We start from the raw sequence: 25,185 nt of genomic DNA on the forward strand, positions 1-25,185 counted from the left end.
CCTCGGTTTGGGCCAGGGCGGGCAGCCAGCCGCTGACGCCACTCAGCAACAACAGAAAAAACAAAAACCGCCTAGCGGAAAGGAAACGACGCATCAAGGGAAAATCAGCAGCACGAATAATTGCCGCAAATTACGCCACGAAAGCGGGTGGGCTGGATGATAAGAATGGCGTGCTTGGTAAGAATAACGGTCATACCAACTAAAAACGAACGTCATGCTGAGCGAAGTCGAAGCCTCGCTACCGCAGCAGTAAATGAATTACTTGCGCGGTAGCGAGGCTTCGATTTCGCTCAGCATGACGTTCTGTGCTCTTAACTATTGGCTGATTTACGAGCCCGTCAGTTCGGTATCGGTCATCGGCTGGTCGGGCGTATCCGGGCCGCCCTCGAGGCCGTTGGTCTGGCTGGCATCGCCGTAGTCGCCGCGAATTCCGGCCCCGTCGCCCATGTTCTGCTGGGTGCTGCTGGGGATGGACGTGCCCGTGCTGGGCTGCTCATCCGGGCCTTTGTCGGGCGTGGCGTTCACAGTGGCATCCTGCTCCGAAGTCTGGTCGGGCGTGCTGGACGTGGGTGCGTAGTCGGGCTGCGGGTCGGTGGGGTTCTGCGTGGGGTCAGGCATGGTTTGGGGAGGGAATGTGAAGGATGAACGAGGCGCGAAAGCAGCCCCGTGGCTGAGTTTACGGCGGCCGGCCCGCACGGTTGGGCGCGGCCAATTGCGCGGCGTTTGCCATCTTGCTGAGAACTTTCCTTTTCACCCGATATTCCACTTGCCGTGGCCGACTCCATCACCGACTTCTACCACCAGAAAACCGACGCCGAGCTGCAGTTCCTCGTCGAGAACCCCGACTACTACCAGCCCGACATTGTGGCCGAAGCCCGCCGCGAGCTGCGTCGCCGGGGCGTAGCGCCATCTCAGCCCGCACTGGCTGAACCGGTAGCCATGGCCGCGCCGCCTGCGCGCGGGCTGCCCACCGGCCCGCTGGTGTTGGCCGTGGCCGTAGTGCTGGCCCTGAGCCTGGGCGTGCTCTACTTCATCAACCACAAGAATAGCCCACCGGCCGCCGCAGTAGCCGTCGCTCCGACCAAACCCAAGGCCCCGCCCCGCCTCACGGAGGTGGCCACCTCTACCATTCCCGATTTTGGGCCGGCCGTGGTGGCCAGCGTGCAGCGGCAGGTGCAACGCATTCCGGCCCGTGAGCGCGCCGCCGCGGCTCAGGAGGCCATGCCCCTGCGCCAGTACCGCGAGCTGGCCAAGCGCTTCTGGACGGCCGAAACCCAGACCGAATACGTGATGAACCAGGCCCGTCGGGGCCAGCTCGATGCCGCGCTGCCCGGCCACATCCAGGCGGTAGAATCTACCTGGGAGCAGTGGAATAAGGCGATGAATTACAGCTATAAATTCGGCCCGGCCATGAGCGACCACCTCGACATCATGACCCGCGTGGCCCGGCAGCAACAGGAAGGCCTGAACGACCTGCTCATCGTAGCCAACAACCCCCAGAGCTACGAAAACGACCAGACCCGCAAGCGCGCTGCTGATGTGAGCGACCTGCTCTCTGGCCTGTTGCCAAAATCACCGGTCACGGGCCAGCCGTATAATACCATCGTGCGCCGGGTGCGGCTGTAGGCGCTCCATTTCCAACATCTGGCAAATTGGCCGGTTGGGGAAGCTGGCGCACTCCTTGCCGCGTCCGGCTCCTCATGGAATCATCTCCCCCCGAACACGCTCCCGGCTCCACGGCCGCGCTCGCCGCCCAGCTTTTTGCCCAGAAGCCCGAAGCTGAGCTGCTGTACCTGGCCCAGAATTCGGCCCGCTATCCGCCCGCCGTGGGGGCCGCCGCCGTGGCTGAGCTCAACCGGCGCGGCCTGCTGCCCGACACCCCGCGCCCAGCGCCGCCACTCGTCAAAACCGAGGATGAGGCCGAAACCTGGCCGCAGCTGCTGGGCCATTTGCTGCGCGGGCTATTCATACCGTCGCGCCGTTTCCTGGCCACGCCGCTGCTCATCGATGCCTGCCTGCTGATATTTGGCCTGATGGTGCTCAGCGGCGTGTCGGCCTCCGACCCCACCGGGCCGCAGCTCATACACTGGGGCTCCAACGTCACCTACCTCACGCTGCACGGCCAGTCCTGGCGGCTGCTCACGTACATGTTTGTGCACGCCGGCCTCTCGCACCTGCTGCTGAACATTCTCTCCCTCTGGCTGCTGGGCCTGCTGGTGGAAGACCGGGTGGGCCCGCTGCGCCTGCTGCTGGTGTACCTGGCCTGCGGCGTGGGTGGCGGTCTGGCCAGCCTGTGGTGGAATGCCCAGGGCATTAATTCTGTGGGAGCCAGCGGGGCTATTTTCGGCCTTTACGGTCTACTGCTGGCACTTTTAATTGGCAAAAAGCTGGTGCTCGATAAGTCCGACCGCCGTGCCATGCTGGGCCTGGTGTTGTATCTGGTGCTTAGCAATCTGCTCTCCGGCCTCACCGGCAATATTGATAACGCGGCCCACCTTGGTGGTCTGGCCACCGGCCTGTTCATCGCTGGCCCGCTGGCATTTATCGGGCTGAAGGGTGGCGAGAAAGTCGAAGCCACATAGTCTGGTATTGAAGGCGCTAATCGAGAACGGTCAGCATGACCGTTCTTTCATCCATTACTTACCATTTAAACCATCCATGCAAGCCCTCCAGCTCGATGCCATCCACCAGCCTGCCGCCGTGCGCGAGGTGCCCACGCCCACGCCCGGCCCCGGCGAAATCCTCGTGAGGCTGCACGCTGCCGCCCTCAACCACCGCGACGTATTTATTCAGCAAGGGAAGTACGCCGGCATCAGGCTGCCCTGCACCCTGGGGGCCGATGGCGCGGGCGAAGTAGCCGCCCACGGCCCCGACGTGCCGGCCGATGCGCCGTCCGTGGGCACTCGCGTGCTCATCAACCCCGGCCTGCGCTGGGGCAACAACCCTCGCGCCCAGGCCCGCGATTTCGTGGTACTCGGCATGCCCGACCCCGGCACGTTTGCCGAATACATCACCCTGCCGGCCCAATACATTCGCCCGCTGCCGGCCCACCTTAGCTATGAGCAGGGGGCAGCCCTGCCACTGGCAGGTCTTACCGCCTATCGGGCAGCTTTCACTCGCGCCCAGGTGCAGCCCGGCGAGCGGGTGCTAGTGACCGGCGTAGGCGGTGGCGTGGCCATTACGGCTGTGCAGCTGTGCGTGGCCCGGGGCGCCGAGGTGTGGGTAACGTCCAGCTCCGAAGAGAAAATAGCCCGCGCCCAGGCACTCGGAGCCAAAGGCGGCATTAACTACAACACCGAAAACTGGGTGAAAGCCCTCACCCAGCAAGCCGGCGGCGCGTTCGATGTCATCATTGACAGTGCCGGTGGCGCTGCCTTTGGAGCCCTGCTTGATGCCGCTGCGCCGGGCGGCCGCATTGTGTTCTACGGCGGTACGCTGGGCAATATCCCCGACGTGCCGCCCGCCAAAGTCTTCTGGAAGCAGCTCAGCATCCTGGGCTCCACCATGGGTACGGAACAGGATTTTGAAGAAATGCTGGCCCTGGTGAGCGAAAAAAAGTTGGTGCCGGTGATTGATGAAGTCTTTCCGCTAGCCGAGGGAGAAACCGCCCTGCGCCACCTCGATGCGGGCGCGCAATTCGGCAAAGTAATACTGAAAATCGGCTGAGAATTGAGCTTGTTATTATCGGAAGCGGGGGCTCAGATTCACTGAATCTGAGCCCCCGCTTTGCTTGTCATAAAAGCGGTAAAATCCTTGTTTTCTGGAATGAAAACAGTGGTTTTAGGGTTAATAATGCACGCTAAAAGACGAAACCAAACCAGCCAGTTTCCGCCATGAAGTCCGCCGCCGAATACCTCGAAAACCAAGTGTTTGAAGCCCGCCGCCCGCGCCGCGAATTGCAGCCCGTGGTGGCTTACGATGTCGCGCTGAATGCCATTGAGCAAGCCGTGGCCGATGCCGAAAAATACCGCTATTTGCTGATGCGTGCCCTGCGTCATCATGCCAACGACACGGCTGCCGCTCCCGCCGCTACTTCCGCCGCGTCGTCCTTCTTCGCCGACGAAGCCACTGTGCTGCCGCTCTATCCCGGCCAGCAAAATATGGCTGCCTAACCACAAGCCCAAACCGACTTACAAAGCCCCGGAATTTTATTTCGAGGGCTTTTTTATTGCGCTAGGTGGGCTGCCAGTGCTGCCGCCTGTTGCCGTAGCTCCGGCACCGCCGTCGACTCAAAGTAAGCCGGCCGGCGGCTGGGGCCGAGCGTGAATAGGCCCGGCGAAACCGCGCCGGCCGCGTTTAGCAGTGCGCCGTGGGCATCCGTCAGCAGGCCCAGGTGCAATGGGTCGGGGGTAAGGTCGCCGGCCGCTCGTAGGCTCATCACCAATGGAGTGGCAATGCGCGAATAATCCAGTAGCGGCCCCGCGCAGCTGACAACGTGGTCGGCGGTGTGCCAGCAGGTATCCGGGCTGTGGCATCGGACTCCCACCCGGAGCCGGTTGCCTTCGGGCAAAATCTCGCGCACCGTGCCAATGTGCAGCTGCACCAGTCCGGCGGCCGTGAGAGCAGCCACTGCTTCTGCATTCTGCGGGGGGCTACGGTGCCGGGCCACAGCCCACAGGCCCGCCAAATGCTGCAGAAACCGGCGCTGCTCTGCCAACGGCCACGCCGCCCAGATGCGGCCGAGGTCGGGCCGGAGCGAGTCCAGCACCGCCCGCCAGTTGAGGCCTTGAGCCGCCGCTGCTTTCAGGTGCTGCTTATACACCGCCACCACGCCGGTCACGGTAGTTTCGTGCGCCAGCTCGGGGTAAAAGCTGGGATAAGCGGCCATGACCGGGCCATGCGCCGAGGGCCAGCGGCCGTGCCGCGCCACTACCGTAATGGGCGCGCGGTGGCCGTCCTGGCGCATGGCCAGCAACACGTCCACCGCTGTTAGCCCTGAGCCGATGAGCAGCACGTCCTCGTCGGGGCCGATGCGGCGCAGGTTGCCCACGGCCCACGGGTCGGCGTGGTAGCCGGGGTGCTGGAGGTAGCGCTGGTCGGGGCCGGTAGGCGGCGGGGGCGGGAAGTTGCCCAGCGCCAGCACCACAACATCGCTGCCGATTACCGTGCCATCGGCCAGCTGCACAGCGCGGCGGCCATCGGGCAGGAGCGGGGCGGCTACGGCGGTGGTCTGATGCCAGCGCACGGCCGCCGTATTTAATTCCTGCGCCAGCTCCTCGCGCAGGTAGCGGCCATAAGCAGCCCGGGAGGCAAATTCGGGCAGGCCGGCGGCGCTTTCGGGCTGGCGTTTTAACCAGTCGGCAAAGTGGTTGGGCGCGTCTGGGTACAGGCTCAGGCCGCCGGGGCGCACGTTGAGCAGGTATTCGGGGCGCCGGGCGGTGTAGGCCAAGCCGGGACCGGGCACCTCGCGCGGCTCAATAAGATGAATTTCGGCCCCCACCAGTGCCGGCTGCCGCCGCAATTGCAGCACCAGCGCCGTGCCCGCGAAGCCGCCGCCCACAACGGTAATAACGGGACGAGCGGTTGGTTTCACAGAAGCAGGACGGTTGTAGAGACGCATACTTGCGTCTCTGCGGTGAATGATTTAGTGAGTCGGCGCAGACGGCGAGACGCAAGTATGCGTCTCTACATATACCGGCCCGGCACGAGGTAGTTCTGCACGTAGTCCTGAATACCATCTTCCAGGCGCGTAAACGGCCGGTCGTAGCCGATGCTTCTGAGCTTGCTCATATCGGCCTCGGTGAAATACTGGTACTTGTCGCGAATATCCTCGGGCGTGTCGCGGAACTGGATATCGGCCGTGCGGCCCAGGGCGTTGAAGGTGTTCAGGGCCAAATCGAGGAAGGTGCGGGCCTGGCCGCTGCCCAGGTTATAAATGCCGGAGTGCGTGCGGTGATTCAGCAGGAAAAAGCATACTTCCACCACGTCCTTCACGTACACAAAATCGCGCATCTGGCCGCCGTCGGTGTAGTCGGGGTTGTGCGATTTGAACAGCATCATCGAGCCCGACTGCTGAATCTGGTGGAAGGCGTGCATGATTACCGAGGCCATGCGGCCCTTGTGGTATTCATTGGGCCCGTACACGTTGAAAAACTTCAAACCCGCCCAGAAATATGGTTTCTCTTCCTGCTGCAACGCCCAGTTGTCGAAGTCGTTTTTCGAGTCGCCGTAGGGGTTCAGCGGGCGGTAGAGCGGGAACAGCGCCTCGTCTTTATCGGTGTAGCCCAGCGTGCCGTCGCCGTAGGTAGCAGCCGAAGAAGCGTATACCAGCGGCAGGTTATACTTCACGCAAGCCTGCCACATCTGCTTGGAATAGTTCAGGTTAAGCACGTCGAACACGGCCGGGTCCATCTCCGTGGTATCGGTGCGGGCGCCGAGGTGGAAAATGAACTCCACCTGCTCGTGGTTGGCGTCGAGCCAGTCGAAAAACGTCTCGCGGTCCACGTACTCGCGCAGCTTTTTGCCTTCGATGTTGGGCAGCTTCTTTTCGATGGAAAAATTATCCACCACAACGATGTCGTTGAAATTGGCGGCGTTGAGGCGGGAAACTAGGCAGCTGGCAATGAAGCCGGCCGCGCCGGTGACTACTATCATGAGAGCGGAGATTGAAGCGGAGGTGAGCAAAGGTAAACCGGCGCGCCGGGCCGTGGGGCTGGCCGCCTACCTTTGCGCCATGCGTGTTCTGCTGCTGCTTTTACCCCTGGCCCTGCTGCTGGGTTGCCAATCCGAGGCCGAAAAAACGGACTCTGTACAAGTGCGCGACGACCTGGGCCGGCCCCTGCAACTGCCCGCCCACCCGCGTCGGGTACTGGCCCTGGCCCCCAGCATGACCGAAATGCTGTTTGCCGTGGCCGATACCGCCACCATCGTGGGCCGCGTGCCGCAGGACGATTACCCGGCCGCCGTCTACCGCAAGCCCGTGGTGAACAATTACCCGCTCGACCTGGAAAAACTGGTGCTGCTGAAGCCCGACGTGGTTTTCACCATCGAAGGCATCACATCTGTTGATGACGCCAAGCGCCTCCAGGACCTGGGCATTCCAGTGTATTTCCAGCGCTACCGCCGCGTCGAGGACGTGTTCAAGGGCATCGACGACGTGGGCCGCCTGCTGGGTCGCCTGCCTCAGGCCCGGCACCTGACGGATTCGCTTCGGCAGCAACTTCGACAACTCACGCTAACATCTGCCCGCCTCACCACCAAAACCCCCAAAGTGCTGGCCATTACCTGGCTCGACCCCATCTACTGCTACGGTCAGAACACGCTGTTTACCAACCAAATCCGTTACGCTGGCGGGCGCAATGCCATCACCGAAACCTTTCCGCAGCCCTACCCGGCCCTCACCCGCGAGTACGTGCTCAAGCTGAATCCCGACGTTCTGCTGGGCGGCACCTTTGAAAAGCTGGACAGCACCTTTTTCAAAAATTACCCCGAGCTAAAACGCATCAACGCATATAAAAACCGCCGCGTGTTCCCCATCACCGGCAACCTGATGGAGCGGCCCGGCCCTCGCGTGGTCGAGTCGGTGCGGGAACTGCAAGGCTTGCTAAACCAAGGCCCATCCAAACTGCCCATTCCCGCTCGCTGATGCCGGTTCGTCGTCCTGCGTTGTGGCTGATAATTGGCCTGCTGCTCGCGCTGGCGCTGGTGGTGCTGGGCCTGCGCGTGGGCAGCTACGCCACGTCGTACACCTTCATCCTGAACACCTTCCAACACTACAATTCCGCCGACCCTGCCCAACTGGTGCTAGTGCAGCTGCGCCTGCCGCGCCTGCTGCTTGCGTTGCTGGCCGGGGCCAGCCTGGCCGTGAGCGGCTACCTCCTCCAAACCTTAGTCACCAACCCCCTGGCCGACCCTTACCTGCTGGGCACGGCCTCCGGAGCCTCGCTGGGGGCCATTGCGGCATACGTACTGGTGCCCTCGCTCACGCTGATGGGCGTGTATTTGCCGCCGGTGGCGGCCTTGACGGGGGCTTTCGCGGCCACGCTGCTGGTGGTGGCGCTGGGCACCCGGCGCGGCAAAATTCTGCCGGCCCCGCTGCTGCTGGCAGGGGTGGCGGTGGGGGCGCTGGCGGCGGCCGTGGGCAGCCTGCTCACCTTTCTGGCCTCGCCCGAGGGCAGCCTGCGTAGCGTGGTGTTCTGGGCGTTTGGCAGTTTCGAGCGGGCCGGGTGGGATGTGCTGCCGTACCCAGCTGTTGCGCTGTTTATCAGCCTTTTTGTGTTGGCCTTCCTGCAGAAGGACCTCAATCTGTTACTACTGGGGGAGGAGCGGGCTGCCGCGCTGGGTTTGCCGGTGGCCCGGCGGCGCTGGCTGTTGGTGCTGCTGGCGGCCGGCCTCACGGGGGGCGTGGTGGCACTGTGCGGGCCGGTGGGCTTTGTGGGCCTGCTGGTTCCCCACCTCACGCGGGGGCTGCTGGGCACCACAGGCCGCTACAATCTGCTGGTGTGCGCGGTGCTGGGCGGGGCCTTTTTGCTGGCCTGCGACCTTCTGGCCCGGCTGCTCTACCCACCGGCCGGGCTACCGGTGGGGCTGGTCACGGCCCTGTTCGGGGTACCCTTCTTCGTATATTTGCTGCGAAGTAAGGGACTTCGGAACTTGGGGTCTTAGGGACTTGGCTAGTGCAACGCGCTGGCCTTCCGCCCATCAAACCAAGTTACCAAGTCCCCGAGTACCCAAGTCCCCAGAATGATATACATCAGCCGCCAGGAACATTTCAACGCCGCCCACAAGCTCTACAACCCTAAGTGGAGCGAGGAGCGCAACCGTGAAGTGTTCGGCCCCTGTGCCAACACCAACTGGCACGGCCACAACTACGACCTCATCGTGACGGTGAAGGGCGAGCCCGACCCCGAAACCGGTTTCGTAGTCGATTTGAAGGCCCTATCCGACCTGCTGCGCACGCACATCACCGAGCAGGTTGACCACAAAAACCTCAACCTCGACGTGCCTTTCATGGCCGGCCAAATGGCCAGCACCGAAAACCTGGCCATCGCCTTCTGGCAAATCATCGAGCGAGAGCTGCCCGCCATCACCCCGGCCAAGCTGCATTGCATCAAACTCTACGAAACGCCGCGCAACTTCGTGGAATATTACGGCGGCTAGAAGTTTTGAATGTTAAGGGTTGAATGTTGAATGGGAAAGGCGGTGTCATTCTTGTTCAGTAGCTGCACCTGCGCATTAACCCCCAACTCAAAACTCAACATTCAAAACTCAACATTCCCAAAGTGAAATACTACCTAATAGCCGGCGAACGGTCGGGCGATTTCCACGCTGCCAACCTCATGCATGAGCTGCGCGGACAGGACGCTGATGCGCAGTTCCGCTACTGGGGTGGCGACATGATGCAGGCCGAAGGCGGCGAGCTGGTTCGCCATTACCAGGACCTGGCCATCATGGGCTTTCTGGAAGCGGCCACCAGCATCCTCAAGTTTCGAGGCTACCTCAAGCAGTGCCAGGCCGATATCCTGGCTTATAAGCCCGATGTGCTGATTCTGGTGGACTACGCCGGCTTCAACATGCGGATGGCAAAGTTTGCCAAGGAACAGGGTATTAAGGTGTTCTACTACATCTCGCCCAAAATATGGGCCTGGAACCAGGGGCGCGTCGAAAAGGTGAAGGCTTACGTCGATAAGATGTTCGTTATTCTGCCCTTCGAGACGGAGTTTTACCAGAAATTCAACTACCCCGTCGACTACACCGGCAATCCCACGGCCGATGCCGTAGCCGAGTTTCAGCCCACCGCCGATTTCTACGAGCGCAACCGCCTCGAGCCCAATAAGCCCATTATTGCCGTGCTGCCGGGCTCGCGCAAGCAGGAAATCGAGGAGATGCTGCACGAGATGATTGCCATTTTGCCAGGGTTTCAGGAGTACCAATTCGTGGTGGCCGGTGTCACCAACCTCGACCCTAACTACTATAAGCACTTCCACCGCAACGGCATCCGCTTTGTCTTCGACCAGACCTTTGACCTGCTGAGCCATGCCACGGCGGCCCTCGTCACCAGCGGCACGGCCACGCTCGAAACGGCCCTCTTCGACGTGCCCCAGATTGTGTGCTACCGCACCAGTTCGCTGAGCTACGCCATTGGCAAGATGGTTATCAAGGTGCCCTACATTTCGCTGGTAAATCTGATTGCCGGCCGTGAGGTGGTGAAAGAGCTGATTCAGGGTGATTTCACGGCCCGCAACCTGCTCGATGAACTGCGCACCCTGCTCACCGACTCCGCCTACCTGGGCCGCATGAAAGCCGGCTATGCTGAGTTACGCGAAAAGCTGGGCCAGCACCAAGCCGCCAAAAAAACCGCTGAGCTCATGGTGAGCTACCTTCGGGGCAAGTAGCCTGATGGATTGGCAAATCATTATGAAAAAGCTCCTGGTATTTTCAGGGGCTTTTTTTGTGTTTACGGGGTGCTATGAGTTTTATTGAGATTGGATGTCATCCGTTAGTAATAGAATTGTCGACTAAATCAGCTGGTTAGCCGACTAAATGGCCTGAGAAATACGCGTTATTCCTTAGATTTACTCCATTCATACCAACCCCTCTTTTAATGACACAACCTTACTTTCGCTGGCCGAACACCCAACGGCTCGCAACCGTTGCTGCGGGTAGTAGCCGTGGCCGGGTGGGCACCCTACTGCTGGCCCTGGGCCTGACCTTCGGGGCCAAGGCCCAACAGGCTACTCCCCAATTTTTTCAGACCGATGCCGAAGCCCGCAGCGCGGCGTCAGCTTCGCCACTTTCGGCGGCACTGTTCCACTCGCAGCCACTCACGCTGGACGTGAACGGCCTGCGGGCGGCCCTGGCCACTGCTCCGCTTGAAACCCGGACCGATGCTGCGCCGCTGGTGCTGGCCCTGCCGCTGCCCAACGGCAGCACTGGCCGCTTCGCGCTGCGCGAAGCTCCCATCATGGAACCTGCGCTGGCTGCGCAGTTTCCGGCCATCAAGACCTACGCTGGCGTGGGCCTGGATGATGCTTCGGCTTCGGTACGCCTCGATTTGTCGCCTCAGGGCTTCCACGCCCAGGTGCTGACTGGCGCGGGCAAAAGCTTCTACATCGACCCCGTCACCCGGACCGATACCCGGCACTACCTGGCCTTCTATAAGACGGACATGAACCGGGCGGCACCTGCCGCGGGTCCTATCCCCAGCTGCGATTTTCAGCTGACGCCAGCTGATAAGCAAGCTGCCGCCACTCGCCTGGCTGCGGCCGCTGCAGGCAGCAGCGCCACAGCCCTTTCTTCTGGTCCGCAGTTGCGTACCTACCGTCTGGCGCTGGCCAACACGCCGGAATACGCCCTCACGAAGGGCAACACTACCGCCGGCGTAATTGCCGGCGAAGTAGCCACCGTGAACCGCGTGGTGGGCGTGTACGAGAAAGAACTGGCCGTGCGCATGGTGCTGGTTGCCAACAATAACCAGCTGGTATTTCTGAGCGGTACTGGCCCGCAGCCGCCTACGGCTTACACCAACAGCGACGGTGCTGCTATGCTGACGCAGAACCAGTCGAACATTAATGCCATCATCGGCACGGCCAACTACGACATTGGCCACGTGGTAAGCACCGGCGGTGGCGGCATTGCCGGCCTCGGCGTGGTGTGCGGCACGCGCAAGGCCCAGGGCGTGACGGGCTCACCCAGCCCCGTGGGCGATGCCTTCGACATCGACTACGTAGCTCACGAAATGGGCCACCAGTTTGCTGGCAATCACCCCTTCAATGGGAATGCGGGCAGCTGCGCCGGCGGCAACCGCAATGCCAGCACGGCCTGGGAGCCCGGTTCGGGCACCACCATCATGGCATACGCTGGTATCTGCTTGCCAAGCAATGACCTGCAGCCCCACTCGGACCCGACTTTCCACACTGGCAACTACCAGGAAATGCGGGCCTTCATTGATGGTACTACGTGCAGCACGGCCACGGCTACCGGCAACACGGCCCCCGTGGTAACGGCTCCGGCCGGCGGCAAAACACTGCCCGTTGGCACGCCTTTCAAACTCACGGCCACGGCGACCGATGCCGAAAACGACGCCCTCACCTACATGTGGGAAGAGATGGACCTCGGCGCTCAGCAAGCCCCTAACGATGCGCAGGTGGCCGGCCAGAACGTGCCCCTGTTCCGCTCCTTCGTGCCCCTGACCAGCGGCACCCGCTACTTCCCGCGCCTGACCGACCTGGTGAACAATACCACTGTCATCGGTGAACGCCTGCCCACCGTTACGCGCACATTGTCGTTCCGCTGCACGGCCCGCGACGAGCACAGCGGCCCCGCTGGCGTTATCGGCGGCGTGAACTACAGCTCGCTGGTGAACCTGAACGTGAGCAGTGCTTCCGGTCCCTTTGTGGTGCAGGCCCCCAACACGGCCGTAACCTGGACGGGCGGCGCGGCCCAAACCGTAACCTGGGACGTGGCCGGCACCACCAATGCCCCCGTTAGCTGCGCCACGGTCAACATTCTGCTCAGCCTCGACGGCGGCCTGACCTACCCGACCACCCTGGCCACCGCCGTGCCCAACAACGGTTCGGCCGTAGTAATCGCCCCGACCCTGTCGGCCAACCAGACCCAGGCGCGCATCATGGTAGAAGCTGCCGATAACTACTTCTTCGACATCTCGAACACCAACTTCACCATCACCACGCCGGCTCCCGGTCCCACTATCACCAGCTTCACGCCCACCGGCGGCCTGGCTGGCACGGTGGTAACGGTGCTGGGCTCAAACTTCACGGGCACTACGGCCGTGGCTTTCAACGGCACGACTGCCGCCAGCTTCACGGTGGTTTCGGCTACGCAACTCACGGCTACTGTGGCCGCTGGCACCACCACTGGCCCCATCACCGTTACGGCTCCAACCGGCACGGCTACTTCGGCTACGCCGTTTGTGGTAGGCGCACCGCCCGTTATCACCAGCTTCACCCCCACAACCGGCCCGGTGGGCACGGTGGTTACCATCACTGGTACCAGCTTCACGTTGGCTTCGCAGGTGAAGTTTAACAACACTGTGGCGCCTACGTTCACGGTGGTTTCGAGCACCCAGATTACGGCCACCGTGCCGGCTGGTGCATCTACTGGCCCCATCGCCGTGACCACGCCTGTTGGCACTGGTGTTTCGACATCCAATTTCGTTGTGATTCCGGCTCCGATTATCTCGTCCTTCACGCCGGCTAACGGCGTGGTGGGTACCGTAGTGGTTATCACCGGCCTCAATTTTACCGGCGCTACGCAGGTGACTTTCAACGGCACCGTGGCTCCTACTTTCACCGTGAACTCGGGCACCCAGATTACGGTGACGGTGCCGGCTGGGGTTACCAGCGGCTTTATTACGGTGACGGGGCCGGGCGGCACGGGCACTTCCACCACGGCCTTCACGGTGCCGCCGGCGAACGATGCCTGCTCCGGTGCCATTGCCCTGACCTGCGGCCAGTCGGTAACCGGCACCACCGTTGGCTCGACTGCTACTGGTGACCCCACGGGCAGCTGCACGGCCATCAGTGTAGACGGTGCTGGCGTATTCTACAGCATCGTGGGCACGGGTGCTAACATCACCGTATCGACCTGCAACGCGGCTACCAACTTCGATACGAAGCTGTTCGTGTACTCGGGCACTTGCGGTTCCTACACCTGTGTGGGCGCCAACGACGATGCTGCAAACTGCTCCGCCAATTCGCTGGCCTCAACGGTTACGTTTAGCTCAGCCTTCGGCACTACCTATTACGTGTTTGTGAGCGGCTACCGCGGCACCGGTGCCATTGCGGCTGGCAACTTTGTGCTCAGCACTACCTGCGCCACGCCGCCGCCCACCCCCACGCTCATTAGCCTCACGCCTAATGCTGGCCCCATCGCCTCGGGCGTGGTGCTGACCGGCACCAACTTTACCGGCGCTACGCGCGTGACTTTCAATGGTGTGGCCACGGCTTCTGTTGCTGTAATTGATGCCCAGACCATTGCCGTGACCGTTCCCAATGGCGCTACCACCGGCAACGTGGTGGTGTACGCCGGCAATGGCATTGCCAGCAACGGCCTGCTGTTCACGGTAACCACGCCCGTGCCCACCATCAGCCGGATTGCGCCGCCCAGCGGCGCCACCGGGACCACCGTTACCCTCACCGGTACTGGTTTTGGCGGTGCCACCAGCGTTACTTTCAACGGCGTGGCAGCTACCACGTTCAACGTGACCAGCGCCACTAGCATGACGGCCGTAGTGCCCGCCACCGCCACCACCGGCAACGTTATTGTGACGACTGCCGGCGGTGCCAGCAACGGCGTACTGTTCACGGTAGTGCCGCCGGCTCCCACTATCGCCAGCATGACGCCTTCCACCGGGGCTGTTGGCACTTACGTGACCATCACCGGCACCAACCTGACAGGCGCTACTTCGCTCACCCTGAACGGTGTCGCTATCACGAACTTCACTGTGGTGAATGGCACCACCATCACCTTCTTCGTACCGGCCGGTGCCACCACCGGCAACGTAGTGGTGACGACGGCCGGCGGCCCCAGCACCACCACCAACGTGTACACCGTGACCACCGGCCTGGCCACCGCTAAGGCTAACCAGAGCGAGTTCAGCGTGTGGCCCAACCCGGTAGCGGGCAAAGCCACCCTGCACGTAGCCCTCACGGCCCCGGCCGCCAAGGCCAGCGCTACCCTGCGCAACGTGCTGGGCCAGCTGGTAGCTACCCGCGCCTTCAGCGGCAGCGCCACCGAACTGCCCACCACCGGCCTGGCCACCGGCACCTACCTGCTCACCGTGCAAGCGGAAGGCAACGCCCCCAGCATCCAGCGCGTGGTGGTGGAGTAGTTGCATTTGATTGGATAATTTCCAATCGTGAAAGAAAAAGGCCCGCCAATTGGCGGGCCTTTTTTTAGGCCTAAAGCCTAAGCAGAGATGCCAATGCCTGCTTGCGGAACATCGCCAATCATATCAACTGACACGCTGTATCCCCACTGGCTGGTATCTATTGGTTCGAACCAGATTTCCCAGCTGACTGCCGAACTAGCTCGTTCAGGGATTGTAATGCCGGCTAGGCGGTGGGTTGAAGTGAAATTTACAAAAGGAGAACCTGCTGCTAGAAGCCGAGAATCGTTTTCAATAACCCGTACAATCTCTGGTAATATGCTTGCGTATATTTGTTCAAATTGCTGAAAAAAAGCTTGTTGTGTTCGTGACGGTCCGGTAGCATCAGCAGTGTCAATCATGCACTCAATTGTAGTGCCCGTAGGTTGGAACATAACCTTTGCGGCATAAAAACAGCAGGACGAGCCAGCTTGACCGATACCATCCAAAACGAGGCGACCAAAAAAGTCGTCTTCAAGAACAACGGGCCGACGAAACAGAAATGAAAAGAAATCCATGTCACTGGCACAATAAGTGAAACAACAAAAATGGGAAGCCCGGCGCAAACCGAACTTCCCATTGTCTGCAAACGCGCCAGTTGGAATCCTTACGCTGCCCGCATGTGCCGCAGTGGAGATTTCTCGAACTTGCTGCGGCAATAGCTCAGGTTGATTTGCAATGCGTCGGAGCCTTCTTCCGAAGGCATTTCGAACATGGCATCGGTCATGATGCTCTCGCAGATGGAGCGCAGGCCGCGCGCGCCGAGGCGGTACTCGTCGGCCTTTTCCACGATGTATTCCAGCGCGTCATCCGTGAAGCTGAGCTCGATGTTTTCCATGCCGAATAGGCGCTTGTACTGACGCACAAGCGAGTTCTTGGGCTCGGTCAGAATCATGCGCAGGGTGGTGCGGTCCAGCGGGTTGAGGTGGGTGAGCACCGGCAGGCGGCCAATCAGTTCAGGAATCAGGCCGAAGCTCTTGATGTCCTGGGCCGACACGTAGCGCAGGAAGTTTTTCGTATCCACCTGTTCATCGAGGTTCGTCTTGGCGAAGCCCATCGGCTTGGTATTCAGGCGGCTCTTGATGATGCGGTCGAGGCCCGAGAATGCGCCGCCGCAGATGAAGAGAATGTTCTCGGTGTTCACCGAAATCATCTTTTGCTCGGGGTGCTTGCGGCCGCCCTGCGGCGGCACGTTGATGTTGGTACCTTCCAGCAGCTTCAGCAGGGCCTGCTGCACGCCCTCGCCGCTCACGTCGCGCGTGATGCTGGGGTTGTCGCTTTTGCGGGCAATTTTGTCGATTTCGTCGATGTAGACGATGCCGCGCTCGGCCGCTTCGAGGTTATAATCAGCCGCTTGCAGAAGGCGGGTGAGAATGCTTTCCACGTCTTCGCCCACATAACCGGCCTCCGTCAGCACCGTGGCGTCGGCAATGCAGAAGGGCACTTGCAGGATTTTGGCCAGCATGCGGGCCAGAAAGGTTTTGCCGGTGCCGGTTTCGCCCACCATGATGATGTTCGACTTTTCAATCTGCACTTCGTCGTCCTGGGGCTTCTGCATCAAGCGCTTGTAGTGGTTGTACACGGCCACGGCCATCACCCGTTTGGCCTCATCCTGGCCCACCACGTACTGGTCGAGGTGCTCCTTGATGGCTTTGGGCTTGATGAGGTTAAACTTGGGCTGCTTGCTGGCGTCCTGGGCTTTGGCCTCTTCATCGAGGATGTGCTGGGCTTGGCCCACGCATTTTTCGCAAATGTGGGCATTGATACCCGAAATCATGACGGCGACTTCGCGCTTGCTCTTATTGCAAAAGGAACAGGATATTTCGGCCACGGAGGGAGGAATAGAGTAGGGTGGAAGAGCAAGTTTTAGAACAAACGGACTCAAAGATACGACATGCCCAACGTCGGCGGGTAGAAAAATGGTGCCATCGCCTTCGTACGGGCCCGTTGCGCATCAATCCCGAAATCGGGCCCATTGGACACCAAAAGCTGCTGCCCTTAAACTGCCTTTGGCAAGGGCAGGCAACTACTGCACGAGCTTTGGTACGAGAATTAAACGACTCGCTGCGCGGGCTAATGGTTGCTTCGGACAAACTAGCCGTGCATCTGCTCATGGCTGCAGATTACCGTTAGTACAATTCCAAAATTCGTCTATATATTTGGCAGTCTACCATATTTGAATTCCTGAATTAAAAGGTGATAATATGGGGTTTGAGTACACTCGTTTTCGGTGGCTGGTGAGGTCCGCGCTGAATTGCCTGGCCGTACTGCTCAGCTTAGTTGCCGTGGGCCAGACCCTGCCTTCGCGCAGCTTCAGCCTAGCCGAGGGACTACCCGAAACCAGCGTTAGCGCCCTGGCGCAGGATGGCCTGGGCCGGCTGTGGCTGGTATCGGAGGTTGGGGCGGCCTGGTACGATGGCCACGCTTTCCATTCGCTCACCACCCAATCGGGCCTGCCCAACACGCGGGTAACGGCCTTGGCGGCCGACCCCGGCCCGGCGTCTGGCCTGTGGATGGGTCTGCGCGACGGCTCTCTTTGCTATTTCAACCCCACCTCCGAGCGCGTGCAGCGCGTGACGCCCCGCGTCCTGGGATACCCTACCGATGTGCGAGCCATCCTGGCTCGCAACACCGGTGCCCGGCGGGTGTGGGTGGGCACCGGTGGCGGCGATTTATATTGCCTGCGCTGGCCCCAGGGGCAGAATCGGGGCGCCTGGCCCGCGGCACCGCTGGTGCAGCAGGTGCCACTACCTATTGGCCCGGGCGGGCAGCCGCCGGCCATCAATGCCCTTGCGCTGGGGCCGGCCGGGGCCCTTTGGGTTGCTACCGACCAGGGGCTGCTGCTGGTAGACGAAGACACCGGCCAGCCTCGGGCGTTGCCTGAACCGCTGGCGGCGGCTCTCACCACCGGGCCGGTACTGGGGCTGAATGCCGCGCCCGACGGCCGCCTGTGGGTGGGCACCGAGCGCGCCGGTCTGTTTGTGCTCGATACTCCCGCCGCTGGCGGTGGCGTGCGCCAATACACCATCGTTCAGGGTTTGTGTTCTGATAAAGTACTGCGAATCGTGGCCGAGCCAGGTTCGGCCGGACGGGTGTGGGTGCTCACGGGCCAGGGCCTCAGTTATCTGGAAAGGGCCACGGCCCCGGTGGCCCGCTGCCTGCCGGGCACTGGCCTGGTGAGCCACAGCTACCGCCGGGGCGACCTGCTGCGCGACCGCGAAGGCAACCTCTGGGCCACCTCCGCCAACGGCCTGACCCAGTACCCGCCCGATGCCCGCTTTGCTTTGTTCGGCACCACCGATGGGCTGCCCGGGGCCAAAGTGTACGCCCTGGCCCGGGCCAGGGGAGCTAGCGGCGACTATTGGGTGGGGACCAACAATGGCTTGGCGCTGCTGCATCCCGGGCCGTTTCCGGCCACTCGCTGCCAGGTATTGCCCCAGCGCGAGCCCGATACGTATAATATCATCCGGGCCGTGCTGGAGCGGGCCAACGGCGACGTATGGGCCGGCGCTACTAAAGGCGGCACCGCTATCTGGAAGCCCCGGCAAGCCCGCTGGTTTTCGCTGAATGACCAAATTCCGGAGCTGAGCGACGCCACCGTGGCCAGTCTGGCCGAAGACCGGCACGGCCGCATCTGGCTGGCCACCGAAACCCAGGGCCTGATAGTATATGACCCCGCCACGGCGCAGCACCAGCAATACGTGGGGCCCACCCTGGCCGGGGCGCGGCGCGTGATGAAGCTGTTGCGCAGCCACACCGGCACCATCTGGCTGGGCACTGAAAATTCCGGCTTGCTCGAAGCGCAGGAAACCACCCCAGCCAGTCCGGGCGCGCTGCCCGGCCTGCGCTTTCGCGCCGTGGCCCCCCGGCCGGCCAGGGCCGAGCCCCTCAGTATTTTTTCGATGAGCGAAGACGGCCACGGGCAGCTGTGGCTCAGTAGTTTCGGCGAAGGTATGTTTTGCTACGACCCGGCGCACCCCATTGCTGGGCTGCGCCGGGTGCCTTTGCAGGATATTCCCGGTGCTCACGTCAACAACCCTTACTTTGTGCAATGCGATGCTGGCGGGGCCGTTTGGCTGGGCACCACCCGGGGCCTGTTGCGCTACACGCCCGCCACCGGCCGCCAGGATTTCTTTGGCCGCGAAGAAGGCTTCATTGGCCAGGAAACCGGCATCAATGCCGTGCTGGCCGAGCCCAACGGTGTGCTATGGGCCGGCACCGTGGCCGGCCTGATGCGCTACACGCCCGCCGGGGCGCACCCCAACCGCGTGCCGCCGCGCCCCCAACTCACGGGCTTCCGCTTGTTTATGCACGACACGGTGCTGCTGCCCAACGCCCGCCTGCCACACCGCCTCAATTACCTTACTTTCGACTACGGCGCCACCAGCCTCACCACGCCCGGCCGAGTGCGCTACCAGTACCGCCTGGCAGGTTTCGAGCAACCGTGGAATGGCCCATCGGCGGCGCGCTCGGCTACCTATACCAACCTACCGCCCGGCGACTACCAGTTTGAGGTGCGGGCTGCCAACGAAGATGGTTTGTGGAGCCCGCAGCCAGCCGTGTTTGCCTTCAGTGTGCAGCCGCCGTGGTGGCGTACCTGGTGGGCCTATCTGCTATATACCAGCGGATTTGCCTGCATAATGTACGGGGTGCGCGCCTACACCCGCGACAGGGAACGGGAGCGTGCCGACCGCCAGCTAGAGCGCCAGGCCCTGCAACATCTCCAGGAGTTGGACCGCGTGAAAACCGACTTTTTTACCAATGTCAGCCACGAGTTTCGCACCCCGCTCACCCTCATTTTGGGGCCGGCCGAAGTGCTGGCCACCGACCCGGCCGACCCGGCCGTGCGCCGCCAGGGGGGCCTGGTGCTGCGCAATGCCCGCAAGCTGCTCACCCTCATCAATCAGCTGCTCGATTTAAGCAAGCTCGAAGCCGGCGCCCTGCATCTGGCGCTTGCTCCGGGCGATGTGGCGATGGCCGTGCGTCAGCTGGTTTCATCCTTTGCCGTGCTGGCCGACAGCCGGCATATTGTTCTGGAATGCCAGGTGCCCGCGCAGCCCGTACCGTTGGTTTTTGACGCGGGCAAGCTGGATGAAATTCTTACCAATCTGGTGGCCAATGCTTTGCATTTCACCCCAGCCAATGGCCTCGTAACCGTAACGGTAACCGAAGTACCAGCCACGGCTGCCGCCCCCAACGGCATTGTCAGCATTGCCGTGCAGGATACCGGCCCGGGCATCGCCGCCGAAGACTTACCCTATTTGTTCGACCGTTTCTTTCAGGCCCGCAGCCCCGGCAGCGAGGCCCGGCCTACCGGTACCGGCATTGGCCTGGCGCTGGTGCGCGAGCTCACCGTGCTGCACGGGGGCACGGTGGCCGTTGCCAGCCAGCCAGGAGTTGGCTCCACTTTCACCGTGCAACTGCCGCACGGCCTGCCCATCGAATCGGTCCATGAAGCGCTGCCTCCCATTGCCGGAGCAACCACGCAGGGTCCCGCTTACCCAGAGGAGCCGTCTTCGCATATTTTTGATAAACAGGGTTTTGATATATCAGCTCAAAGTGCTTCTGAGCGCGACCTTGTGCTTATTATTGAAGACAATGACGAAGTGCGCGAATTCATCCGCACGACGCTGGCCCCGGCCGGCTACCGCCTCCTGCTGGCCACCACCGGCGATGCCGGCCTGGCCCTGGCCCGAGCCGAAGTGCCCGACCTCGTTGTAAGCGACGTGATGATGCCCGGCCTGGACGGCTACCAGGTATGCGCCCAATTGAAGGCCGACGTGGCCACCAGCCACATTCCGGTGGTGCTGCTCACGGCCAAATCCGGCCCCGATGCCAAACTCGAAGGCCTAGAAACCGGTGCCGATAGTTTCCTGGCCAAGCCCTTCAACCCGCGCGAGCTGCGGGCGCAGGTGCGCAACCTGCTGGCGCTGCGCCGGCAGGTGCAGGCACATTTTGCCGCCGTGGCCCCGGCGATGCCTATCACCGCCCCCCTGGCCAGCCTGGAGCCCGAGCAAGCGGCGGCGCATGCCGCCGCCGCTGCCGGCCAGCTTTCCCTCGACCAAGATTTCTTACGACGAGTGAGCGAGTCGATGCTGCGCCACCTGGCCGATGAATCTTTCGGTGTCGACGAGCTCGGGGCCGACATCGGACTGAGCCGCACTCAAGTCCACCGCAAGCTCAAGGCCCTCACCGGGCAGTCGCCGGGCGAGAGACTCCGCACCACGCGACTGAACCGGGCGCTGGTGCTCCTACAGGCGCAGGTAGGCACGGTAGCTGAAGTGGCGTACCAGGTGGGGTTTGGCAGCCCGGCCGCCTTTTCCACGGCCTTCTCGCGGCAGTTTGGCATGCCCCCCAGTGCGGTAGCCCGGCAGGGAGCAGGAGTAGGGGAAGGCGTTGCCAAAGCGGGAATTGTTGTTGATAAAATCCAATAGATTCTCGGCTTGTAAACAGTGGGTATGGCTGCTGCGTGGGCAGTTGGGATAGCATAGTTCCAGGCCTGTTTTATGAAATAGGCGTTTTCTGCAACGTTTATGCATGTGTTGCAACGTTGGCCAACGCATTTGCAACATCTGCGCAACGCATCTAATGAGGGAATAACGTGCTTTGACCGTACCAGCCACCGCCTGGTTGGTGATTAATACTTCCCCATGAAAAAATACTACTCACTTCTTGGTGCGCTCGTCTACATGCGCGTAGCCGAGCCTGGCTTACCGTCGCATCCTACCCTCACTCAAGGGTAATTACGCGGCAATTATTCTTGAGATTATCCCGGAAAAACTCATGCTCGTCTCCCCGCCACGTCCGTCCATTGCCGCTGCGTCAATATACCCCGTCACGACCCTGCCCGCCCGCCGCCTTGAGCCTGCCGATATGGTGTGGGCCGCAGCCTTGCTCGAAGCTGCCTGCGCCGACCACCCCGTATTGAAATACTGCTGCACCGGCCCCGATGCCAAAAGCCAGAAAATATGGCTGCTGGAGCAGTTGCTACGCTTCGGCCTGCGCTACGGCCGGGTGTACACCAATGCCGATGCCAGCGCCATTGCCGTGTGGCTCGGGCCCAGCCATCCGGCTGTTACGCTGCGGCGGCTGCTGCGCATGGGCCTGTTGCCCGCTGCCCTGTGGCGGCTCGACTGGGCCGGGTTTCAGCGGCTACGGCACTTTCTAGTGGCCTCGGCGTGGCTGCGCCGCCAGAGCCTCACTGCCACTAGCCACTACTACTTGCTGGCACTGGCCGTGCATCCGGCTCACCGTGGCCACGGTTTGGGGCGCCGCCTAATGCAGGCCACGCTGGCCGCCATGCAGGCTACTCATGCGCCGTGTTACCTCGATGCCCAGCGGTCCGAAGTCCTGCTATTTTTTCAGCGGCTGGGTTTCCAGACTACGGGCCAATGCTCTGCCGGTCACGACGCCGAAGCGCCCGTTAACTGGGGCCTCCTGCGCGAAGGCCATGCCTGAATACCGACCTCGGCCTGCCAGTCAATTGCCCTTACTCCACATGCCAATTGACTGTTTCATCCTCGTGCTGCCACTATTTGCCCGTCCTTACCCACCGAAACGAGTTCCCACATCCTGATTGTATCCCGATACAAGTGACTTGCTTTCGAGCCGCGCTGCCCAACCGGCAACCGCTTCGCCAGGGCTAGCCAGGTAAAATAACTCATGGCGCAAGCCACGCTTTCTTCACACACTCTCTCTTATGGAACCACAAGCCCAACATCTGCAATTAGTATTTCTAGCTTCTACTGTCACGCCGGCCTGGGGCACGGGGTGGGTTTTCACCGCTACGCCGCTCCAGCCCTCGCGACCGGCTGGCCACTACGCGGCTCCCATCCGGCTCAGGCTAGCTGTTATCAGCGCCTGAAAACCTGTCAATAAAAAAGCCCCTGCTGGTTTAGCAGGGGCTTTTTTATTGACAAAATCGCCTATAAAATCAGTGCAGTCAATCAAGTCTGACTGAATCCGAGATTATGCTTTCTTCTTCTCTAGCACTTCGTCAATCAGGCCGTACTCCTTGGCTTCATCGGCACGCATCCAGTAGTCGCGGTCCGAGTTGTCGTGGATTTCCTGGTAGGTTTTGCCGGTGTGCTGCGCCAGAATGTCATACAGCTCCTTCTTCAGTTTCAAAATTTCACGAGCCGTAATCTCGATGTCCGACGACTGACCCTGTGCCCCGCCCGAAGGCTGGTGAATCATCACGCGGGCGTGGGGGAGGGCCGAACGCTTGTTAGCGGCCCCACCGGCCAGTAGCACCGCGCCCATCGAAGCGGCCAGACCCGTGCAGATGGTAGCCACGTCGGGGTTCACGTACTGCATCGTGTCGTAAATGCCGAGGCCGGCATACACCGAGCCGCCGGGCGAGTTGATGTACAGCAGAATGTCTTTCTTGGCATCGGCCGACTCCAAGAACAGCATCTGCGCCGTCAGGATGTTGGCGATGTAGTCGTCCACGGCCGTGCCCAGAAACACGATGCGGTCCATGATAAGGCGCGAGAATACGTCGATTTCGCGGAAGTTCTGCGGACGTTCTTCAATCACCGAGCGGGTCATGTTGGTGGGCAACATCATGCCGTTGCGCACCTGGCCTTCCATGTGGTTCAGGTACTGGTCAACGCCCAGGCCGCTCAGTCCCTGGCCTTTCACGGCAAACTTGCGGAATTCTTGTCTATTCAGTAATGGATTCATTGGAGAAAAATGGGGTGCGGGCCTGCGCTCGCACGGGTGAGGTTAGTAAGACGGACGAAGAAAGCGAATGTTGCTGGAAACCCAACAAAAAAGCCCCTACGTTTCCGTAAGGGCTTTTCCAAAAATCGGGTTGCGCAGGGGTTAGCTGTGCAGGTTCCGGAATTCTTCGGCCGTTACGGGCTTGTCCGTAACAACAACTTTGCCGCGCAGGTTTTCGAGCACTTTCTCTGCCAGAATGGCCTCGTACTCGTTCACGTAGTTCTTGCCGTTCTCCTGCTTGAGGTATTCGTTGGCGTACTGGCGCATCGATTCGCGCATCTCGTCGGGCATATTCGGCATGCTGAACTGGCCCATGATTTTGTCGAGCGTGCGGTCTACAATTTCGTCGTTGCTCACCTTCAGGCCGGCTTCTTCCACCACCTTGTTGCGAATCATGCTCCACTTCAGCTCTTTCTCGTAGTCGGAGTAGTGCTCCTCAACTTTCTCGGGCGTCAGTTTGCCTTCGTTGGCGCGCACCAGCCATTTCTTGAAGAACTCCGTGGGCACCTTGATTTCGGTTTTGTTCACCAGCTGCTCCACGATGCTGTTGTTCATCGCGCCTTCGCTCTCGCGGTCGTAGTTCTGCTGGATGGTTTCGCGCACTTTGGCATCGAACTCTTCCTGCGAAGCCACAGCCTCGGGGCCAAACACTTTGTCGAACAGCTCCTGGTTCATTTCCGGGGCAGCCGTGCGGTTCACTTTCTCCACGCTCAGCTCGTAGTTGCCGGTTGCCTCGGCAGCTTCGGCTTTGCTCAGGCCGGTAAAGTTCGAAATCGAAGCCGCGTCATTGCTGAAAGCAGCTTGCAGGTCAAACGTCACCACATCACCAGCTTTCTTGCCGATAAACTGGGCCTGGTCGCCGGTCACCTTGGCAATGGGCAACAGGATGGTGCGGCCTTCGCCTTCTTCACCGGCCTTCTTCAGCTTGCCGAAGAGGTAGTCGCCCGCTTCCGACTCGTCGGGGTTGGTCGTCTCGCCGTACTGACGGGCAATTTGCTCGTTCGTCTGAGCCAGCGTGTCGTCGTCGAGGCTTACCTGATGACGCTCCACGGCCAGGTCGGCGGGCAGCTCGAAGTCGGGCAGCAAGCCCAACTCAAATTGAAAATCAAACTCCTTGGCAGCATCAAAATCAACGGAGCTCGGCAGGGGCAGGGGCTCGCCCAGCAGCTTGATGTTGTTGTCCTTAATATAAGAATCCACGGCCTGGCCCAGCACTTTGTTGAGCTCTTCGCCCATGATGCCCTTGCCGTACATCTTGCGCACCATGCCCACGGGCACCATGCCAGGACGGAAACCCTTCACCTGGGCACGCTTGGTGTATTCTTTAATCTGCTTTTCGACGGCGGGGGCGTAGTCGGCTTCGGTCAGGTGTACCGTCAGCAGCCCGGTCAGCTGCTCGTCGTTCTTGTCGAGGGTAATGTTCAAAACAGGGAAGCCAGTGGTTACCGGCCCGATTGAAAGGTTGAAAAAAAAGCCCCCAGCCTATACGACTGAAGGCCTGCATCAAATAAAAGTGCGGATAGAGGGACTCGAACCCACACGCCTTGCGGCACCAGATCCTAAGTCTGGCACGTCTACCAATTTCGCCATATCCGCAATATGGGGCGCCGCAGCCGTTTGCTACGGGCCGCAAA

The 25,185-nt window shown here is 61.3% G+C and carries 20 protein-coding genes and 1 tRNA gene; 13 read left to right on the forward strand and 8 right to left on the reverse strand.

The genetic code is table 11. The annotated features are described in order from the left end of the window. A partial coding sequence (locus tag I7X13_RS21350; RefSeq protein ID WP_213019126.1) for a hypothetical protein occupies positions 1-203 on the forward strand: 203 nt, incomplete at its 5' end. A 124-nt stretch (positions 204-327) separates the two neighbouring features. Here the strand turns inward: I7X13_RS21350 and I7X13_RS21165 are convergent. Next, complete coding sequence (locus I7X13_RS21165) at positions 328-618, reverse strand: hypothetical protein (RefSeq protein WP_198077019.1); 291 nt, start codon at positions 616-618, stop codon at positions 328-330. A 153-nt stretch (positions 619-771) separates the two neighbouring features. Here I7X13_RS21165 and I7X13_RS21170 point away from each other — a divergent pair, with 153 nt between their 5' ends. From I7X13_RS21170 to I7X13_RS21185, 4 genes are all read left to right on the forward strand, one after another. Continuing rightward, complete coding sequence (locus I7X13_RS21170) at positions 772-1,626, forward strand: hypothetical protein (protein ID WP_198077020.1); 855 nt, start codon at positions 772-774, stop codon at positions 1,624-1,626. Positions 1,627-1,700: 74 nt separating this feature from the next. Continuing rightward, the gene (locus tag I7X13_RS21175) at positions 1,701-2,582 is read left to right on the forward strand and encodes a rhomboid family intramembrane serine protease (RefSeq protein WP_198077021.1); all 882 of its coding nucleotides are present in this window, start codon (positions 1,701-1,703) and stop codon (positions 2,580-2,582) included. Positions 2,583-2,658: 76 nt separating this feature from the next. Beyond that, positions 2,659-3,666 carry a zinc-binding dehydrogenase gene (locus I7X13_RS21180; protein ID WP_198077022.1) on the forward strand — a complete coding sequence of 336 codons (1,008 nt, stop codon included), beginning with the start codon at positions 2,659-2,661 and terminating at the stop codon, positions 3,664-3,666. 167 nt (positions 3,667-3,833) lie between these two features. Further along, positions 3,834-4,112, forward strand: a complete 279-nt coding sequence (locus I7X13_RS21185) for a hypothetical protein (RefSeq protein WP_198077023.1) — start codon at positions 3,834-3,836, stop codon at positions 4,110-4,112. 53 nt (positions 4,113-4,165) lie between these two features. Here the strand turns inward: I7X13_RS21185 and I7X13_RS21190 are convergent, their stop codons facing one another. Together I7X13_RS21190 and rfaD are read right to left on the reverse strand one after the other, a co-directional pair. Then, positions 4,166-5,533 carry an FAD/NAD(P)-binding protein gene (locus I7X13_RS21190; protein WP_198077024.1) on the reverse strand — a complete coding sequence of 456 codons (1,368 nt, stop codon included), beginning with the start codon at positions 5,531-5,533 and terminating at the stop codon, positions 4,166-4,168. 92 nt (positions 5,534-5,625) lie between these two features. Continuing rightward, complete coding sequence (gene rfaD, locus I7X13_RS21195) at positions 5,626-6,594, reverse strand: ADP-glyceromanno-heptose 6-epimerase (protein ID WP_198077025.1); 969 nt, start codon at positions 6,592-6,594, stop codon at positions 5,626-5,628. 79 nt (positions 6,595-6,673) lie between these two features. On the opposite strand from rfaD, the gene I7X13_RS21200 reads away from it, so the two are divergent. The 5 genes from I7X13_RS21200 (at position 6,674) to I7X13_RS21220 (ending at position 14,791) form a co-directional block, all read left to right on the forward strand. Further along, complete coding sequence (locus I7X13_RS21200) at positions 6,674-7,585, forward strand: ABC transporter substrate-binding protein (RefSeq protein ID WP_198077026.1); 912 nt, start codon at positions 6,674-6,676, stop codon at positions 7,583-7,585. Next, a complete protein-coding gene (locus I7X13_RS21205) occupies positions 7,585-8,604 on the forward strand; it encodes a FecCD family ABC transporter permease (protein WP_198077027.1) in 1,020 nt (339 codons plus the stop codon). The genes I7X13_RS21200 and I7X13_RS21205 overlap by 1 nt, the downstream gene beginning before the upstream one ends. Positions 8,605-8,682: 78 nt before the next feature. Then, positions 8,683-9,099 carry a 6-pyruvoyl trahydropterin synthase family protein gene (locus I7X13_RS21210; RefSeq protein WP_198068025.1) on the forward strand — a complete coding sequence of 139 codons (417 nt, stop codon included), beginning with the start codon at positions 8,683-8,685 and terminating at the stop codon, positions 9,097-9,099. Positions 9,100-9,221: 122 nt separating this feature from the next. Further along, on the forward strand, positions 9,222-10,334 hold the full coding sequence (lpxB, locus tag I7X13_RS21215; protein WP_198077028.1) for a lipid-A-disaccharide synthase: 1,113 nt from the start codon (positions 9,222-9,224) through the stop codon (positions 10,332-10,334). A 209-nt stretch (positions 10,335-10,543) separates the two neighbouring features. After that, positions 10,544-14,791 (forward strand): IPT/TIG domain-containing protein, encoded by a 4,248-nt coding sequence (locus I7X13_RS21220; protein ID WP_198077029.1) that lies wholly within the window; start codon positions 10,544-10,546, stop codon positions 14,789-14,791. A 77-nt stretch (positions 14,792-14,868) separates the two neighbouring features. Here I7X13_RS21220 and I7X13_RS21225 read toward each other — a convergent pair whose 3' ends face one another. Next, entirely contained in the window at positions 14,869-15,345 is a 477-nt protein-coding gene (locus I7X13_RS21225; protein WP_198068028.1) for a hypothetical protein, read from the reverse strand. 89 nt (positions 15,346-15,434) lie between these two features. After that, a complete protein-coding gene (clpX, locus tag I7X13_RS21230; protein WP_198068029.1) occupies positions 15,435-16,658 on the reverse strand; it encodes an ATP-dependent Clp protease ATP-binding subunit ClpX in 1,224 nt (407 codons plus the stop codon). Between the two features lie 406 nt (positions 16,659-17,064). Between clpX and I7X13_RS21995 the strand changes: the two genes are divergently transcribed. The 3 genes from I7X13_RS21995 to I7X13_RS21245 all read left to right on the forward strand — a co-directional run bounded on the left by I7X13_RS21995 (position 17,065) and on the right by I7X13_RS21245 (position 22,691). Next, positions 17,065-21,261, forward strand: coding sequence for a two-component regulator propeller domain-containing protein (locus I7X13_RS21995; RefSeq protein ID WP_198077030.1), 4,197 nt, complete (start codon positions 17,065-17,067; stop codon positions 21,259-21,261). 349 nt (positions 21,262-21,610) lie between these two features. Next, on the forward strand, positions 21,611-22,285 hold the full coding sequence (locus I7X13_RS21240) for a GNAT family N-acetyltransferase (RefSeq protein WP_198068031.1): 675 nt from the start codon (positions 21,611-21,613) through the stop codon (positions 22,283-22,285). A 241-nt stretch (positions 22,286-22,526) separates the two neighbouring features. After that, complete coding sequence (locus I7X13_RS21245) at positions 22,527-22,691, forward strand: hypothetical protein (protein WP_198077031.1); 165 nt, start codon at positions 22,527-22,529, stop codon at positions 22,689-22,691. 104 nt (positions 22,692-22,795) lie between these two features. On the opposite strand, the gene I7X13_RS21250 is transcribed toward I7X13_RS21245, so the two are convergent. The 3 genes from I7X13_RS21250 to I7X13_RS21260 form a co-directional block, all read right to left on the reverse strand. Next, the gene (locus tag I7X13_RS21250) at positions 22,796-23,512 is read right to left on the reverse strand and encodes a ClpP family protease (RefSeq protein WP_277881541.1); all 717 of its coding nucleotides are present in this window, start codon (positions 23,510-23,512) and stop codon (positions 22,796-22,798) included. A 141-nt stretch (positions 23,513-23,653) separates the two neighbouring features. Then, entirely contained in the window at positions 23,654-24,976 is a 1,323-nt protein-coding gene (tig, locus tag I7X13_RS21255; protein WP_198077032.1) for a trigger factor, read from the reverse strand. 89 nt (positions 24,977-25,065) lie between these two features. Further along, positions 25,066-25,147: transfer RNA gene (locus tag I7X13_RS21260), tRNA-Leu, on the reverse strand. Positions 25,148-25,185: the final 38 nt, after the last annotated feature.

Source organism: Hymenobacter negativus, from assembly GCF_016056375.1.
GTDB classification, from domain to species: Bacteria; Bacteroidota; Bacteroidia; order Cytophagales; family Hymenobacteraceae; genus Hymenobacter; species Hymenobacter negativus_A.

Coding starts and splice junctions, on each gene's coding strand:
- I7X13_RS21180 (WP_198077022.1), top strand. CDS start 2,659: ATGCAAGCCCTCCAGCTCGATGCCATCCACCAGCCTGCCGCCGTGCGC.
- I7X13_RS21175 (WP_198077021.1), top strand. CDS start 1,701: ATGGAATCATCTCCCCCCGAACACGCTCCCGGCTCCACGGCCGCGCTC.
- I7X13_RS21210 (WP_198068025.1), top strand. CDS start 8,683: ATGATATACATCAGCCGCCAGGAACATTTCAACGCCGCCCACAAGCTC.
- I7X13_RS21245 (WP_198077031.1), top strand. CDS start 22,527: ATGGAACCACAAGCCCAACATCTGCAATTAGTATTTCTAGCTTCTACT.
- I7X13_RS21250 (WP_277881541.1), bottom strand. CDS start 23,512: ATGAATCCATTACTGAATAGACAAGAATTCCGCAAGTTTGCCGTGAAA.
- I7X13_RS21185 (WP_198077023.1), top strand. CDS start 3,834: ATGAAGTCCGCCGCCGAATACCTCGAAAACCAAGTGTTTGAAGCCCGC.
- I7X13_RS21165 (WP_198077019.1), bottom strand. CDS start 618: ATGCCTGACCCCACGCAGAACCCCACCGACCCGCAGCCCGACTACGCA.
- I7X13_RS21225 (WP_198068028.1), bottom strand. CDS start 15,345: ATGGATTTCTTTTCATTTCTGTTTCGTCGGCCCGTTGTTCTTGAAGAC.
- rfaD (WP_198077025.1), bottom strand. CDS start 6,594: ATGATAGTAGTCACCGGCGCGGCCGGCTTCATTGCCAGCTGCCTAGTT.
- I7X13_RS21200 (WP_198077026.1), top strand. CDS start 6,674: ATGCGTGTTCTGCTGCTGCTTTTACCCCTGGCCCTGCTGCTGGGTTGC.
- I7X13_RS21205 (WP_198077027.1), top strand. CDS start 7,585: ATGCCGGTTCGTCGTCCTGCGTTGTGGCTGATAATTGGCCTGCTGCTC.
- I7X13_RS21220 (WP_198077029.1), top strand. CDS start 10,544: ATGACACAACCTTACTTTCGCTGGCCGAACACCCAACGGCTCGCAACC.
- I7X13_RS21240 (WP_198068031.1), top strand. CDS start 21,611: ATGCTCGTCTCCCCGCCACGTCCGTCCATTGCCGCTGCGTCAATATAC.